Genomic DNA, 16452 nt, shown 5'->3' with positions numbered 1-16452 from the left:
CCTTTAGTTTAGGAAACATTGAAAAAAGTGTCAATGATTTTGAGAATCATTTTCAATTTTTAATTGACACTGCTTAAAAGTTAGAATATTATCTTAATTGTTAATGAAAATCATTATCACTTAAGAGGGGGAAGAGATGTGAATACATATTCTAAAGGCAAGTTGTCATATTTGTTATCCATTCTTACCATTATGACACTGCTTGTGCTGGCAGCCTGCGGTAATTCAAACAGCGCTGACGATGATAAAAAAGAAAAAACTGAGGGTTCTGGCGAAACTTATACAGTAAAACACGCAATGGATAAAACAGAGATTAAAGGAACACCTAAACGAGTGGTCGTTTTAACAAACGAAGGTACTGAGGCTCTTCTTGCAATGGGTGTAAAGCCTGTTGGTGCTGTTCAATCATGGTTAGGAAATCCGTGGTACGACCATATCAAAGGTCAGATGAAAGGCGTTAAAAGTGTGGGTACAGAAAGTGAGCCAAGCTTAGAAGCAATCGCTGCTTTAAAGCCTGACTTGATTATCGGAAATAAAATGCGCCAAGAAAAAGTATACGACCAGCTTAGTCAAATTGCTCCGACTGTATTTTCTGAAGAGCTGCGCGGAGACTGGAAATCAAACTTTAAGCTATATGCAAAAGCTGTAAATAAAGAAGAAAAAGGTAAAGAAGTATTAGCTGACTATGACAATCGCGTAGCAGATTTAAAAAAACGCCTTGGAGATCAGTTAAAACAAAAAATCTCAGTTGTACGCTTTACAGCTGGAGACGTTCGTATTTATCATAAAGATTCGTTCTCAGGCGTTATTTTAGATCAGCTTGGCTTCGCTCGCCCTGAATCTCAAGACAAAAATGATTTTGCTGAAATGAATGCAACAAAAGAACGCATTCCGGCAATGGACGGCGATCAGCTATTCTACTTCTCTTATGAAACGGGAGACGGTGAAGCAACAAAGCTTGAAAAAGAATGGATAAACGATCCGCTTTTCAAAAAGTTAAAAGTAGCTCAAGAAAATCATGTTCACAAAGTAGATGATGCTACTTGGAATACAGCAGGCGGTGTATTAGCAGCTAATATCGTACTTGATGATATTGAAAAAATCTTCTTAAATAAAAAACAATAATAATATGAAAAAAGAGCTTCGACGAATCGAAGCTCTTTTTTCATGTATAATGTATTTCCTTTCATCGCACACTAACCGTGGTCTCACTTTACTTAGATAGGAGTGGTGAAAATGAATTCAAAAAAACAGCCTAAAAAGCAGCCTAATACGAATGAAATGGCTGACCGTCAGTTCGAAACAGAAGATTATAACCGACAAGATGCACTCTCACAAGGTCTAGCAGAAACACATGAGCAAGTAAGCGACGCCTATCAAGAAGGATCATTTGAAGATACAGATCGTTAATAAAAAAAGAGCTGACTCTAAGTCAGCTCTTTTTTATTTTGAATGCTGCCATGCTGTTTTAGGCAACGACATGGACATCCACTGCTGGCGCTTTGATTTATCAATCGTTACTTTCTTTGCTTTAATTCCTTGTTGAATCAGCTGTTTCATTAGTTTATCAATTGACTTCATCGCTATTCACCTCAAAAGCGGAAATTTGTTTTGCTTCTACTTTTTTACTTTTTTGCGCTTAAACTTCATAAAAAACTCATAGACAATTGGAACGATAATGAGCGTAAGCAGCGTAGAACTTGTTAGTCCTCCAATTACCGTAACCCCTAGCCCTTTTGAAATAAGGCCTCCACCTTCAAATCCAAAAGCTAATGGAAGCAGTGCACCAATCGTTGCAATAGCTGTCATTAAGATCGGGCGAAGACGTGTCATTCCAGCTTCTAGTAACGCTTCACGCGTCGACAGACCCTCTTGCTCTTTATGAATCACGCGGTCAATCAGAACAATTGCATTTGTTACCACAATTCCAATCAGCATAAGAGCTCCAATCATCGAAGAAATACTGATCGTTTCTCCAGAGATTAAAAGCGCCACTAGCGCACCAATAAGTGTAAACGGAAGTGAGAATAAGATAGCAAATGGTGCTAGCCCTCCACCAAATGTCAGTACTAGTACGAAGTACACGATACCGATGGCTGCGAGCATAGCAATTCCTAATTGACTAAATGAGTCATTGATTTGCTCTGATGCTCCGCCAAAGTTAATATCCATATCACTTGGTAAGTCAATTTTCTTCACTTCTTTTTGGACGTTAGAAGAAACACCGCCTACATCGTCACTCTTAATATCGGCACTTACCTCTGCATAAATTTTATTATCACGGCGAGTTACCGTATTCGATGTTTTACCTTTTTTAATGTCGACAACTTCATTTAATGTAACTTCCTGTCCAGTTTGAGAGGTAACTTTTGTACTTGAAAGTTCAGCAAAAGTAGAGAAATCCTCTTTTTCTTTTGGAAGGTACACGTTAATTTCGTTTCCGTCTTTTTGGATAGTTGTTAATACTTCACGCTGTCCAAGGTTCGAAATTTGCATACCAATTTGACTGGCTGACAAGCCGAGTTCAGCAGCTTTCTTTTGATTCGGTACTAGCGTATATTCATCAAACGTATCTGAAAGCGTAGAATCGACATTTTTCAGTTCTTTATGCTTTTCTAAAACATGCTGAACTTTATCAGCATAAGGTTTGATTTCTTCTAAGCTATCTCCGTAAATAAGGACGTTTAATGAATTATTGCTGCCGCTAGACGCCGTATTCATTGAGCCCCATTCACCTTGATTCGCTTGTTTATTAAGAGCTTTTAATACTTTATCCTGCTCTTTATCAAAGTTTTGTGTATCCTCGTCATATTGCACAAATGTTAAAACGTTATTTTTGCTTCCCGGATTAAAAGAGTTACCTTCACCGAACGAATACTGAACCGTTTTGACACCATCTCGCTTCATCAAGTACGCTTCTGCGCGATTTGCTGCTTTTTCTACGTCGCTTTGAGACTGTCCGGCTTTCGGTGTATACGTAAGCGTCAGCGTTTTTTCTTGATCAGATGATAAGAAGCTCACGCCAATAGAAGGAACTAAGAATAAACTTCCTACTAACAGTAGTACGGCTAACCCAAAGGAAATAAGCTTATGGTTTAGCGTCCAGTTCAAAATTCGCTTATATCCGTGCGCTAGTTTGCTTGGTTTTTCTTCTTTTACTTTTACATTTGTTTTAAATAACGAATGAGCAAGCATTGGCACGAGTGTTACCGCTACTAGCAGTGATGCTAACAGTGCAAAAACAACGGTTAATGCAAACGGTAAGAATAGCTCTCCTACCGGTCCTTCTACTAGACCTAACGGTAAGAATACGGCCACGGTTACGATTGTAGAAGAGAAAATTGGAACAAACATTTCTTTCGTCGCCGCGACAATTAAATCTTTTCCTTTAAGCTTTTCTTCCTGATAAGCCATGCGGCGGTAAATATTTTCAATAACGACAATGGAATCATCTACAACCCTTCCGATGGCTACAGTCATCGCTCCAAGCGTCATAATATTTAAAGAGATATCCATTGATTTGAGCGCTAAAATGGCGATCAATAACGAAAGCGGAATCGAAATAACGGCAATAATCGTTGAACGAATATCACGTAAAAATAAAAGAATAATAATAACCGCAAAGACCGCACCGATAATAGCTTTATTTAGCATCGTATGAACAGAATCTTCAATCGGTTTACCTTGATCAAAAATATTGTCAACGTGAAGGTCTTTGTTTTTCTTTTCTAGGCTATTCATTTTCTCTTTAATATCATTTACAACATTTACTGTGTTCGCATCCTTCGCTTTGACAACTTGTACAGCAATGGAAGGTTTTCCGTTCGTGCGAGAAATAGATTCTGCTTTCCCCGTCACTTTAATATCCGCAATTTCTTTTAATTTCACAGTTGGAATAGAAGCTGCGGATGGCGCCTGCTGTACGGTGCCTTGTGTCTGCTGCTGGCTCATTCCTTGTTGCTGACCTTGAGCAGCTCCTTGACTAGGCACAGCTGGAATCTCTAAGTTTTCTAAATCTTTTTCTGTTGTCATCTTTCCGTCTACCACAACAGATTTTTGAGATCCATCCATCGTATACGTGCCAGCCGGCACTTTTGCATCGGATGCTTGGATAAGCTTTTTCACCGTATCTTCATCAAGTCCCAGCTGCTTGAGCTTGTCTTGTTTGAATACAAGTTCTGCTTCTTCAACTTGTTCTCCTGACACACTGACCGAAGAAATCCCCTGCACTTTTTCAACTTGTGGAACAACGGTATTTTTTACATACTTCGTTAAGTCTTCTAATGATTTTTTATCATCTGAAACACTTAATGAAATAATCGGAAAATCACTAATGCTTTGTCTTGAAACATTTGGTTCCTCTACATCATCTGGCAGATCTACGTTTGAAAGAGCTCGCCTAACTTCGTCTTCTGCCTTTTCCATATCTTTACTAAAACTATATTCAACTTGAATGGTAGCCATGTTTTCATAAGAAGATGAGCTAACTGTGTCAACGCCGCTCAGTCCCTGGAGCTTTTGTTCAATCGGCTTACTCACCTTATCTGCCACTTGTTCCGGAGTGGCTCCCGGATAAGTTGCACTGACTGTTACAACAGGCGTTGAAATATCAGGAATGGTCTCTAGCTTCATATTAAACCCTGAATACAGCCCTGCAATAATGACAAAGAGCGTTAACAGCCATACTGCAAATTTATTTTTCAATGAAAATTTAATAAACTTCCCCAATGCATATCCTCCTTCAAATATATGTATACTAATAAAATTGACTGATCGGTCACAACAACTTAAAATATAAATGACTAACTAGTCAGTGTCAACCCTAAGCAGGTTCTCTCCTGACTTGTTCATAATAAAGACATATTTATAATAATCGTTTTTTAAAGGGACTGATTCTCGTTCTCAACTTTGATATATACCTTTATCTTTTTTAGTGTATGATACTATTATCTAACGAAATGAATGGCCAAATTGTTCAATAAAGGAGGTAGAAGACATGAAGGAAAAAGAAAAAAGAATAATTGAAGCTTCGATTAAGCTTTTTGCAAAAAAAGGATTTAATGCTACCTCTGTGCAAGAAATTGTAGATGAATGCAACATTTCAAAAGGTGCGTTTTACCTGCACTTCAAATCTAAGGATGCACTTTTATTATCAATTCTAAACTTTTACTATGAAAAGCTCTTTAGCTCTGTTTATGCTCTCGACGAGGAAGTGAACGATGCCCGCAGCCGCTATATGAATCAGCTTATCTATTTCTATGAATTTATTACGGAGCACAGAGATTTTATTATCATGCAAATCCGTGAAAAATCTATTCCTTTTAACAAAGAAGTGGAGACCTTTGTTCATAAAATGCAGCGAGAAACATTTTACTTCCATCGCAAAAGCCTCGTTAGCGTATACGGAGAAGACGTAACTCCTTATATCTCGGATTTAACGAAAATGATTGAAGGTATTCATCATTCCTTTTTAGAAATTATTATCTTCAATCAATTCGAGCTTACATTTAAAGAAGTAGCGCAGTACATAATGGACCGAGTTGATGTAATAGTAGAAGATTTATTAGCTAGAAAACCTCGTCCCCTTATTCCTGCTTCTTTTGGTGAAGATATATACGGAAAGGAACGAACGACTTTTCTCAGTAAAAATGAGCAGGTAAAACAAGCTCTTGAGGAAATTAAACATCTGCTAGACAACAGCGATCATATCTCTGATGAGCACGCAGACAGCTTTCACATTTTACAAACGGAGCTAAAAAAAGATAAGCCTACCGCTGCTATTGTAAAAGGCATGGTTGGAAATTTAACGGAACTTAAACCGTTGGAAGAACCGCTTAATCTTTTAACAGCCTTACTTCAACAAAAATAACAGAAGGCTTCAACAAGCCTTCTGTTATTTTTCTGCTTTTGAACTAGATACTCCCCCAGATAACACGAACTTCATGGCTTCCTCAGGCTTAATATCTAACCATTCAATTTCTTCTTTTGGAATCAAAAAAGTAAAACCGGCTACTTGAAAAGTCTGCGGAACATAAACGGCTACGTGGTCTTTTAATGAATGAATCACCTCTTCTACTTCTTCAGAGGTCACAAACCCTATGACTTTCATTGACGTGCCGGGCATCGTCACTAAAGCGACTTTTGAAAATGACTTTTTCTCTCCAAGAAAAGATTGAAACGTATCTTTAATAACGGTATATAGCGTTTTAACAAACGGTATTCTTTCTAACAATCGATCAATTAAGTTAATAATTTTCCCTGTAAAAAAACGAGTGGATAACCATCCTAAGAACGTAATTAAAAGAAGAGTCGCTAAGATGCCAATCCCCGGTATATAATCCTGCTTCATATAGGGCTTCAATACGTTTCCTAAAATGCTATCTAAAAAATTAAACACTCTTACTAAAATATAAATAACAAGGATAATAGGGACAATCGTTAAGAGTCCATTAATAAAACTTTTTATAATTGCTTTCATGCAAACACCTCATTTTTTCTGACATACTGCTGTTCATTATACAATGGATTTGTTTTGCTGCGTCTCTTTATTTCTATTCGCACACGTATAAACTAACGACGTTTTATCAAAATAATAGATGGGTACATGAACATACATACTTATATATCTATTTTTGCGGAGGGATACAATCGGGACGTTTAGAATCAAAAATTGCAGTGATTACAGGATCAAGCTCTGGCATTGGAAAAGCAACTGCTGAACGCTTTGCGAAAGAAGGAGCGGTTGTTATTTGTGCTGATATTAATTTAGACGGTGTGAAAAAAGCAGCACAAGAAATTAAAGAAGCTGGCGGTGAAGCCTACGCCTACTATATCGATGTAGCTGAAGAAGAAAAAGTAAAAGAATTCACAGCAGAAATTGAAAAGAAATTTGGTAAAGTGGACATTCTTTTTAATAATGCAGGGACAGACACAGAAGGCGGCAAGCTTCACGAATATCCAGTAGAACTTTGGGATCGCTTAATGTCGGTAGATTTACGCGGAACGTTTCTTGTAAGCAAATACGTTATTCCGCTGATGTTAGAAAATGGCGGATCGATTATTAATAATTCATCCGTGTCCGGGCTGGCAGCAGACTTAGACCGTTCTGGCTATAATGCAGCGAAAGGTGCTATTACCAACTTAACAAGAACCATGGCAATTGACTACGCTCGTGAAGGTATTCGCGTTAACTCAATTGCTCCTGGAACAATCGAAACACCTCTTCTTGATGATTTATCAGGCGCTGAAGAAGGAAAAAAATTCAGAAAAGCATATGAATGGGTCGATCCGATGGGCCGTCTAGGCAAACCGGAAGAAGTAGCCGGTGCTGTATTATTTTTAGCATCTGATGACAGCTCATATGTAACAGGTGATTGCATTACTGTAGACGGCGGTCATATGGCGTACACATGGCCTGGAAAAATGCTTTACGATAAAATGTGAAAATAAAATTAGCTCTATACCATTAGGTATAGAGCTTTTCCGTTTGCATTTTTTCTTTAAAATAGACGTGACATTATGTCAAGACAGGTGTAAACTTAAAGCAAAATTCTTTGCTTCTAGGAGGAAGACATGAAAACAAAACAATTATCAGAACGTCAGCTTCTTGGCATCGCAGGGCTCGGATGGCTCTTCGATGCAATGGATGTTGGCATTTTGTCTTTTATCATTGCAGCTCTTCACGCTGAATGGGAACTTTCCCCTACTGAAATGAGCTGGATAGGCAGCGTTAACTCGATCGGAATGGCCGTTGGAGCTTTAGTGTTTGGGTTATTGGCTGATCGAATTGGACGAAAAACCGTTTTTATTGTAACTCTTGTTCTTTTTTCAGTAGCAAGCGGCCTTTCGGCTCTTACTACTACCCTTGCTGCTTTTTTAGTATTTCGATTTTTAATTGGAATGGGTTTAGGAGGAGAGCTGCCTGTTGCTTCTACACTTGTTTCTGAGACGGTGGCGCCGGAAAAACGCGGTAAAGTGGTCGTCTTATTAGAAAGTTTTTGGGCGTTCGGCTGGCTACTGGCAGCGCTTATTTCTTACTTTGTAATCCCAGCCTACGGGTGGCAGCTAGCGCTTATCCTGACGGCTATCCCAGCGTTTTATGCCATTTATTTGCGCATCAAACTGCCAGATTCTCCTCAGTTTGTGGAAGCGACAAAAGAAAAGAAACCGTCGATTGCGGACAATGTAAGAAGCGTGTGGTCTAAGCCTTATCGTCAATCTACGATTATGCTGTGGGTTCTGTGGTTTTGCGTTGTGTTTTCATATTACGGCATGTTTTTGTGGCTACCTAGCGTCATGGTCATTAAAGGATTTAGCTTAATCAAAAGCTTTGAATACGTATTGATTATGACATTAGCTCAGTTGCCCGGCTATTATACGGCTGCTTGGTTTATTGAACGCATGGGCCGAAAATTCGTATTGGTCACCTATTTGTTAGGTACGGCTGCTAGCGCATATATCTTTGGAAATGCCGAGTCACTTTGGCTGCTGCTAACAGCAGGTATGCTGTTGTCTTTCTTCAACTTAGGCGCTTGGGGAGCTTTATACGCGTATACACCTGAGCAATATCCGACGTCTATTCGAGGCACAGGAGCTGGAATGGCTGCTTCTTTTGGAAGAGTTGGAGGAATTTTAGGACCGCTGTTAGTTGGTTATATGTCAACGCAAGGTGCGTCTTTAACCGTTACGTTCTCAATCTTTTGTGTAGCTATTTTAATCGGTGTTGGTTCGGTTGTTTTTCTAGGAAAAGAAACCAAACAAAAGCAGCTCGCATAAAAAAAGACGCTCTTTTAGAGCGTCTTTTTTGTGCTTATTATTTATTTTCTACTAGCTCTTTTTCACCTGTTTCTACTTCCACGTCACGCTGAGCGAACACTTTCTTAGCTATATTTAAAGCATTTAACACGCGTGGGAAACCTGTGTATGGGATTAATTGAATGATGCTCTCCACAATTTCCTTTGGCTCTAGTCCAGCAGTTAGACCTGTATTCAAATGCAGCTCCAGCTGTGGCTCTGTACCCTGAGTAACCAGTGATGAAATGGTCACTAACGCTCGCTGCTTATTTGTTAGGCCAGGTCGTGAATAAATGTCTCCATAGGCAAATTCAATAATGTATTTTCCAACGTCAGGAGCTAGGTCTTTTAAGTCTTCTGTAATTTTTAAATGAGTTGAAATATCATCGTTACTCGTTAATGTATATTCCATTAATTTATCTAAACCTTTTTGATAACTATCTTGTGCCATGTAAAATCAACCTCCGTATTTTTTACTGACACCGCGCGGAATCACTGTTTGTTTTCTTGTATGTTTTCTACACTATTTACTTTAACGCACATTTTCTCTTTCGTAAAATACATATATTCAATACAACATATGCATTTTATCTATATAAAGCAGAATGCTGTTTATTCATATAGTGTAGAAATTGTTTAGAGGCATATGAAATATATTTATCCTTTTTTAAAATCAATGCTAGATCCCACGAAATCGAAGGGTTAATAATAGGAACGGCTTTTACGATAGCCGAATCTACTTTTGCCGCAATGGACTGTGGAAAGATAGATACACCTAAGTTTTCCGCAATCATTTCACCAATAAAATCCCATTGAGAGCTTTCGTAGGCTACGTTAGGTTCAAACCCTGCTTGTTGACATGCCTGAATAAGCCGGTCGTGAAGTGTAAAATCTTCATTAAACAAAATAAATTTCTCTTGGGCTAACTCATTAATTTCTACATGCGTTTTAGAGGCTAAAGGGTGGGAATGGTGAACATATAAAAGCATTTTTTCAGAGGTAAAAGGATTAATATCAAAAAGGTGTTCATTTACTGGAAGGACCGCCACGCCTAAGTCTAATTCTCCTTTTTCTACTGCTTTTTGAACACGGTTGGCTCCGTATTCAATAAGTTTAATTGTGATATCTGGATAGAGCTGCTGAAACCCTTTAATAATCTTTGGAAAGAACAGCACTCCAATCAATGGAGGAATCCCAATTTTAATCACTCCTTTTTTCAGATTCATCACATCATATAAATAAGTCGATAGCTCATCAATGGATGCCATGACTTTTTGTCCTTGCATATACACGACTTCCCCTGCATCCGTTAAATCAATCTGTCTTGCGGACCGATCAATTAACTCTACTTCCAATTCTTCTTCTAAGTTTTTTACCATTTTGCTTAAAGTCGGCTGTGAAATATGAAGACTTTGAGATGCTTTAGTAAAGCTTCTTAGTTTGGCAACTTCTAAAAAATAATTAAGCTGACGAATATCCATCTCCGCTCCTCCTATAGATAAAGTGAATATCTTTTATATTATTTATTCATTTTACCTATTATTTTTTAAGATATACAGTAAAAATATAAAGAAAAGATGGACACATAATAAATCAATTTTATCTAAAAAAGAACAAATGGGATAAAGGCGCTAGTATGGACCGTTTGTGACACAGCTGTTGATTTATGAGCGAGTCTTCGCCTTGCCCTCCCATCAACACCTAGAAGCTAATGAAACCTCCGCTTACCATAACATCAAAAAAATCCGAACGATTCATCGTTCGGATTTACCTTCACCTAAAATGCTTTTGCACCGTCTTCTTTTACTAGGATTATTTAAAATGTTTTGGCTGCTTGTGCTGCTTGTTCTAGACCGCTTTCAATAATTTCTTGAGCACGATCTGGAAACTGATTGTGACCTTCAATAATAACAGAGTTCACGTCCGCAATTCCAAAGAATTGAAGTACGCTGCTGACATATTTAACGGCCATTTCGACGTCAGCTGCTGGACCTTCTGAATACACTCCGCCTCGTGCATTTAATAACATCACTTTTTTATCGCCTAGTAATCCCACCGGCCCTTCTGGCGTATACTTAAACGTTTTGCCTGCTTGATTTAAATAATCAAAGTACGTATGAAGCACGGCCGGCACGGTAAAATTCCAAAGCGGAAAGGCAATAACAATTTTATCTGCTTCCACAAATTGTTCTAAGTAGTAATTAGCAGTTTCTGCTGCTTTGTTTTCCGCTGCCGTCACTTCTAGCCCTCTTGCTAATTTAAACTGACCGTTTATCATGTCGGCACCTAAATAAGGAAGTTCTTCTTGAAACAAATTTAGTTCTATTATTTCTTCATCTTGGTGCGATTGTTGATAGCTTTCTAAAAATGCATCATATAATTTCACGCTAACCGCTTCACTTGCCGATCTGTCATTTGCTTTTATAAAAAGAGTATAACTCATACTAAAACCTCCACTGATTGTTGATACTCTTATTTTATTCGCTTTTTTCGTTCGTTTCGAACGACTTTATAATGAAATGCCTTCATACTTTAGTCTGAAAAATCCTATATTAGATTTTATTAAAGAACAAAAAAACAAATTGACAACGATAATCATTATCATTAAAATTAGAGAGAATTTAATTATTACTATCATTTAAAGTAAGGGGAGCTTTTTATGTGGTCGAGTTTGGCTTTGTCGCTTCGTGAAGGTTTAGAAGCGTCACTTATTATTGGAATTATTTTAGCTCATGTTACAAAAATTGGCCGAAAAGACTTAAAGTATTCCGTCTTCATTGGCGCTGCTGCTGGCCTTATTTTCAGCTTAGTATTTGGCTTTATTGGCTTTAATGAGGCGAAAGAGTTAGAAGAAGAGTCAGAAGAAATTTTTGAAGGAGTCATGATGCTTTTAGCTGCAGGTCTTATCGCTTATTTTATTCTGTGGTTGCACCGAAGCAAAGAAATGACATCTTCGGTTACATCAAAAATTTCCAGAAGCTCTTCCAAATGGGGAATAATCGTTTTAGCCTTTTTATCTGTCTTTCGTGAAGGAACAGAACTAATTATTTTTAATCTGACACAAGTGAATCAACACGCCTCTTCTATTGTATTCGGCAGTATAAGTGGCATTTTGCTGGCCATCGTTATTACATACATTCTGTTCAAAACAGCTATTAAGCTGAACCTGTGGATTATTTTTAAAGCGCTTGGTATTTTCCTTATTTTTATTGGAGGAGAGTTATGCGGTGAAGGTTTGGTTAAGCTATTCGAAGCTGGTGGAGAGCCCCTTGAGATAATTGGATTTAGTGTATTTACAGTTGCATCACTGTATCTATTCTTCCAAACGGAGTTAAAAAATTTAAAAGTAAGAAAACAAAAATCAGCATCATAATCACACAAAAGCCGCCTAATGGCGGCTTTCTTAGTTTGTAGATGAAACGGGAAGGTGAATCACAACTTCCGTTCCTTGTTCTTCTTCACTTTTAATAAAAATCTCGCCTTTATGCTGACGGACAATAGTTTGTGCAATTGATAGTCCAAGCCCCGTTCCTCCCGTAGCTCTGCTTCTAGCTTTATCGACTCGATAGAAACGTTCAAAAATATGGGCAAGATCTTCTTTTGGAATGCCAATTCCATAGTCTTTTACTTTGATAATGACATCTTCCTGCTTTTTTTCAACGGTCACTTCAATTTTATCCGTACTGTATTTAATTGCATTATCAAGCAAAATAATCAACACTTGCTTCATTTTTAGTTCATCCACTTCAATCATAATGGGCGTTTGATCATAATGAAGAACTAATTCTCTTTTGTATACCTGCTGCAGCTGCTTAACGATTTGTTCAAAAATAAGAACAAGATCTGTTTGCTTCATATCAAGCGTTTGTTCTTTTTCCACACTTGCCAGATCAAGCAGCGTTTCAATCATTTTTTGCATTTTGGTTGCTTCCGCATAGATGGTGTCGATCGCATCCAGCGTAATTTCTTCATTTTTAATCCCTCTTCTTCTTAATAAATTAGAATAACTGCGAATAACGGTTAGAGGGGTTTTTAATTCATGAGAAGCATCGGAAACAAACTGATTTTGCTTTTCAATATTTTCTCGCAAGCGGTCAATCATATGATTAAAGGTAACGGTCATCCCCTGCAGTTCATCTCTCGTTTCCGTTTGAATGAGGACCTTTTTAGGAACACCGCTCTCTTCGATCTCTTTCATCGTTGTGACCATATTTTTAATAGGATGCATAATGACTCGTGATAACCATCTTCCTCCTAAAAGAGACAGTAAAATGGACACAAGCGAACAAAAAATCAAAATTGATAGCAAAATATCTTTACGGGTTTCAAAACCAGTCAGAAGCTCACCAATCTCAAGTGTTTCAACGACTTGATTATTGACTTTGACAGGCATGCGAATAACCAATACTTGCTTTTCTCTGATTTTGCGAAGTTTCACCTTTTTTTTCTTTGAAAATTCGGGCTTAATTTTCACCAGATGAGGATCATTTGATACCTGGTTAATGACCGTAGAATTTTCTGAGACTGTTCGGATAAATGAATGATTGGTCAAATAAAATTTTAGTAACTCCGGCGAGAGCTCCACGGAATGATCTTGCTGACCTTTTTGAATAATCTCGCGTGCTTTTTCGAATAAAATGTCCTGTTCCATATTTACGGTAGATTTAGTAAAGGAGAAAAAAACAACGATGTTCATGATTAATAAAATAACCACTAGCCATGCTGTTGTCAGTAAATTAATCTTCGTCGTGATCTTCATGTTTCTCCTCTTTCATCATATATCCTACGCCCCGCACCGTATGAATGAGAGAAGTAGAAAAACCTTCATCTACTTTTTTTCTTAAGTGGCGAATATACACATCAATTACGTTCGTTTCTCCTTCATATTCATAGCCCCAAACGTTTGTGAGAATTCCTTCTCTCGTGACAATTTTATTTTTATTCGTAAGCAAATATACGACTAAATCATACTCTTTCGGTGTCAGCGTAATGGATTCATTGTTTCTTAGGACTTCCCTTGTTTCAAGATTAATGGTCAAATCACTTATCGTTAAGAGCTCCGCTTCAGCTTCTTTCGTTCCTGATGCTTCTACGAGCGAACGATAGCGAATACAAGAGCGAACCCGCGCTAACAGCTCTTCAATTTCAAACGGTTTTGTAACATAATCATTAGCCCCTTGATCTAAGCCCATTACCTTATCTAGCGTCGTATTTCTGGCAGTTAATAAAATAACTGGCGTAAATACTTCCGCTTTCCGAAGTCTCCTTAACACCTCAATACCGCTCAGGCTTGGAAGCATCACGTCTAGCAAAATGAGGTCATATTGAGCGGATATTGCCGTCTCTAACCCCGCTTTCCCGTCGTACTCAACATCTACTTCATAATCTTCAAATTCCAATTCAATCTTTAACACTTTCGCAATTTGCGCTTCATCTTCCACAATTAAAATTTTCTCTTTCATGTTATACACCTCTCACCACATGTCTTAAGTGAAAGAATAGCTTCTTTAGATAAAAAAACAACACCTTTTTCAAAAGATGTTTGTTTTTTTATCTAAACCCTACTTTTTCAACATACTTGTTCTTTAGCTTATCCTTATTGTTTGTAAACATGAATGTTTTACGCATGAAGACCGATCGTTTGCTTTTCACCTAAAATCCAATTGACTACTGCTAAAAGTTCTTCAGGCGTTTGTGCTTCGATTTCTTTATGATAAGCAGCAATAGCGTTATATAATGTGTTCATTTTATCAGCATCCTGCAGCACTTCCTGCAGCTGACTTTCTAACGATTGATCCGTCTTTAGTTCTTGAACTAAGTTTCGTTCTGTTAAATAGCGTAAATTTACTTCTTCTTGACCCGGTAAAGCAGAATGAACAAAAATCGGTAAATTTTTGCGAAGAGCTTCACTGACTGTGATACCACCTGGCTTTGTTACGATAGCATCCACTTGTTCATACAGTTCATTCATTTCTGTGCGTGATGAAATGTACGGAATTGGTGTAACGTGCTGTAATTCCCATCCCTTGATTTCTTCGTATAACTTTTGATTTTTGCCGCATAAGACAAAGTAATGAAAATGGCGCGCGTCTTTTAAATCATTATAAAAATCCATAATATTCCCTAGACCGCTGCTGCCTCCGGCAATTAAAATATTTTGGTTACCATGATGCTTAACAGTTCTTGTTTTTGTTATTTCTTCATGTACCGGTATCCCTGTGACCATCATATTTTGAAGTGGAATTTCACTTTGAGCACGAAGCCCTCTTTTTACTTCTTCACTAGGAAGAAAGTGAAAGTCAATCTCTTCTTTTCCCCATAAATTATTAATAAAGAAATCCGTGTAGACATTTATAATAGGAACATCACACTTGCCTTTTGCTTTTAATTGACTGAGCAAATAAGAAGGAAATCCATGTGTACATATAATTAAATCCGGATTTTCTTCTTTAACTAAGTGCTCCATTTTTTTTGCGAATACGTGATGATACCATTTGAATGAATGAACAGGCGGTTCATAAAAGAGATGTTTGTATGCCATATTGTACGTTTCTGGAGCATAACGAATCCATTTCAAATATGTGCCTGTGACCACTTTTTCTAATAGTTCGTTTGTATAGCTTAATAAATCTATTTTTTTATAACAAATATTTGTTGTTCTTCTTTCCAATATATCCATTAACGCCTCTGCCACTTGATGATGGCCAGAAGGCATTTTTAGAAGAGGTAAAAATAAAACCTTTTTCAACTGTTTCATCTCCTATTCTAAAAGCAGTTTCTTCCTCTCCTTTTTATATCATTAAATGCCCTTAAATTTCGGATTTTAATTGATTTTTAATGTGAAATTCATCGTTTTTTTAGAGTGTCAATCTAAACTAAGAGTGAAAAGTACTGCATAAGGAGAAAACAAATGAACCTCAATTACGAAGTATTTCAATGGATTAACTCGTTTGCTGGTAAATCCAGCGCAATGGATTCTGTAATGATTATCATCACGAATAGCGTTCCTTATTTTATAATGGCTTGTTTGCTTTTGCTTTGGTTTAGCGGAAAAACAGAAAGAACAATTTATCACCGTTATACGGCTTTATACATGCTGTTTACAATTGTACTTTCTCTATGTATCAATGAAGTCATTCACCTGGTGTATTACCACCCGCGTCCGTTTGTGACTCATCACGTTCATAAACTGATTCCGCACCCGGCTAATTCATCTTTTGTTAGTGATCATTCAATTTTAGTCTTTTCTGCTGCTTGGATCATGTGGTTACGGAAAAACAAATCGAGAAGCATCATTTTTATATGGGCTGTCATTTCGGGCCTTTCGCGTATTTACGTAGGCGTTCATTATCCAGCAGATGTACTTGGAGGCATGGTGATCGCGGGAGCTATGGGATGCTTTATTATATACGTTTCAGCTAAAACAGCTCCTCTTATTCAGCGATTATTCTGGATTCACGATTTGATTATCAAGCGTATTCCGTTTCTATCTCCCTATACACATGAACAAATTAGCAAAAAAAATCATTCAGCTTAAAGAGGCTGAGACAAAAATAGTTTAGCTGAAGTGAAAAACGAACCACTAATCAAACAGTTTGATTAGTGGTTCGTTTTTTTTGTTATGGTGAACGTAGATTTTATCTGTTTCGTTCCTTCCAG

Annotated in this window: 16 protein-coding genes; 7 read left to right on the top strand and 9 right to left on the bottom strand. The window is 37.6% G+C overall.

Annotated features, from left to right (window positions below):
• Positions 1–138: 138 nt before the first annotated feature.
• The gene (locus ACFX40_RS18515) at positions 139–1125 is read left to right on the top strand and encodes an ABC transporter substrate-binding protein (RefSeq protein ID WP_028409618.1); all 987 of its coding nucleotides are present in this window, start codon (positions 139–141) and stop codon (positions 1123–1125) included.
• Positions 1126–1236: 111 nt separating this feature from the next.
• Positions 1237–1410 carry a YozQ family protein gene (locus ACFX40_RS18510; protein WP_081085242.1) on the top strand — a complete coding sequence of 58 codons (174 nt, stop codon included), beginning with the start codon at positions 1237–1239 and terminating at the stop codon, positions 1408–1410.
• A 33-nt stretch (positions 1411–1443) separates the two neighbouring features.
• Here ACFX40_RS18510 and ACFX40_RS18505 read toward each other — a convergent pair whose 3' ends face one another.
• On the bottom strand, positions 1444–1581 hold the full coding sequence (locus ACFX40_RS18505) for a hypothetical protein (RefSeq protein WP_014457868.1): 138 nt from the start codon (positions 1579–1581) through the stop codon (positions 1444–1446).
• 36 nt (positions 1582–1617) lie between these two features.
• Positions 1618–4728, bottom strand: coding sequence for an efflux RND transporter permease subunit (locus tag ACFX40_RS18500; protein ID WP_028409619.1), 3111 nt, complete (start codon positions 4726–4728; stop codon positions 1618–1620).
• Positions 4729–4996: 268 nt separating this feature from the next.
• On the opposite strand from ACFX40_RS18500, the gene ACFX40_RS18495 reads away from it, so the two are divergent.
• A complete protein-coding gene (locus ACFX40_RS18495; protein WP_028409620.1) occupies positions 4997–5869 on the top strand; it encodes a TetR/AcrR family transcriptional regulator in 873 nt (290 codons plus the stop codon).
• 24 nt (positions 5870–5893) lie between these two features.
• On the opposite strand, the gene ACFX40_RS18490 is transcribed toward ACFX40_RS18495, so the two are convergent.
• The gene (locus ACFX40_RS18490; protein ID WP_028409621.1) at positions 5894–6478 is read right to left on the bottom strand and encodes a DUF502 domain-containing protein; all 585 of its coding nucleotides are present in this window, start codon (positions 6476–6478) and stop codon (positions 5894–5896) included.
• Between the two features lie 164 nt (positions 6479–6642).
• Between ACFX40_RS18490 and ACFX40_RS18485 the strand changes: the two genes are divergently transcribed.
• Together ACFX40_RS18485 and ACFX40_RS18480 are read left to right on the top strand one after the other, a co-directional pair.
• Positions 6643–7443, top strand: a complete 801-nt coding sequence (locus ACFX40_RS18485) for an SDR family oxidoreductase (protein WP_377255860.1) — start codon at positions 6643–6645, stop codon at positions 7441–7443.
• Positions 7444–7572: 129 nt separating this feature from the next.
• Positions 7573–8775 carry an MFS transporter gene (locus tag ACFX40_RS18480; RefSeq protein ID WP_060745821.1) on the top strand — a complete coding sequence of 401 codons (1203 nt, stop codon included), beginning with the start codon at positions 7573–7575 and terminating at the stop codon, positions 8773–8775.
• 37 nt (positions 8776–8812) lie between these two features.
• On the opposite strand, the gene ACFX40_RS18475 is transcribed toward ACFX40_RS18480, so the two are convergent.
• From ACFX40_RS18475 to ACFX40_RS18465, 3 genes are all read right to left on the bottom strand, one after another.
• Entirely contained in the window at positions 8813–9244 is a 432-nt protein-coding gene (locus ACFX40_RS18475) for a carboxymuconolactone decarboxylase family protein (RefSeq protein ID WP_060745822.1), read from the bottom strand.
• Positions 9245–9380: 136 nt separating this feature from the next.
• Positions 9381–10274 (bottom strand): LysR family transcriptional regulator, encoded by an 894-nt coding sequence (locus ACFX40_RS18470; RefSeq protein WP_028409625.1) that lies wholly within the window; start codon positions 10272–10274, stop codon positions 9381–9383.
• A gap of 335 nt (positions 10275–10609) precedes the next feature.
• Entirely contained in the window at positions 10610–11236 is a 627-nt protein-coding gene (locus tag ACFX40_RS18465) for an FMN-dependent NADH-azoreductase (RefSeq protein ID WP_028409626.1), read from the bottom strand.
• A gap of 216 nt (positions 11237–11452) precedes the next feature.
• Between ACFX40_RS18465 and ACFX40_RS18460 the strand changes: the two genes are divergently transcribed.
• A complete protein-coding gene (locus ACFX40_RS18460; protein WP_060745823.1) occupies positions 11453–12166 on the top strand; it encodes an FTR1 family iron permease in 714 nt (237 codons plus the stop codon).
• 30 nt (positions 12167–12196) lie between these two features.
• Here the strand turns inward: ACFX40_RS18460 and ACFX40_RS18455 are convergent, their stop codons facing one another.
• The 3 genes from ACFX40_RS18455 to ACFX40_RS18445 form a co-directional block, all read right to left on the bottom strand.
• On the bottom strand, positions 12197–13552 hold the full coding sequence (locus tag ACFX40_RS18455) for a sensor histidine kinase (RefSeq protein WP_028409628.1): 1356 nt from the start codon (positions 13550–13552) through the stop codon (positions 12197–12199).
• On the bottom strand, positions 13530–14255 hold the full coding sequence (locus tag ACFX40_RS18450; RefSeq protein WP_025752630.1) for a response regulator transcription factor: 726 nt from the start codon (positions 14253–14255) through the stop codon (positions 13530–13532). Before ACFX40_RS18450 ends, ACFX40_RS18455 begins: the two co-directional genes overlap by 23 nt.
• A gap of 158 nt (positions 14256–14413) precedes the next feature.
• Positions 14414–15550, bottom strand: a complete 1137-nt coding sequence (locus tag ACFX40_RS18445; protein ID WP_240717505.1) for an MGDG synthase family glycosyltransferase — start codon at positions 15548–15550, stop codon at positions 14414–14416.
• A gap of 153 nt (positions 15551–15703) precedes the next feature.
• On the opposite strand from ACFX40_RS18445, the gene ACFX40_RS18440 reads away from it, so the two are divergent.
• Entirely contained in the window at positions 15704–16330 is a 627-nt protein-coding gene (locus ACFX40_RS18440; RefSeq protein ID WP_028409630.1) for an undecaprenyl-diphosphatase, read from the top strand.
• Positions 16331–16452 lie beyond the last annotated feature (122 nt).

Origin of the sequence: Priestia sp. YIM B13552 (assembly GCF_042787775.1) — a bacterium.
GTDB lineage: Bacteria > Bacillota > Bacilli > Bacillales > Bacillaceae_H > Priestia > Priestia megaterium_E.
This window is presented reverse-complemented; position numbering and strand designations above follow the sequence as displayed.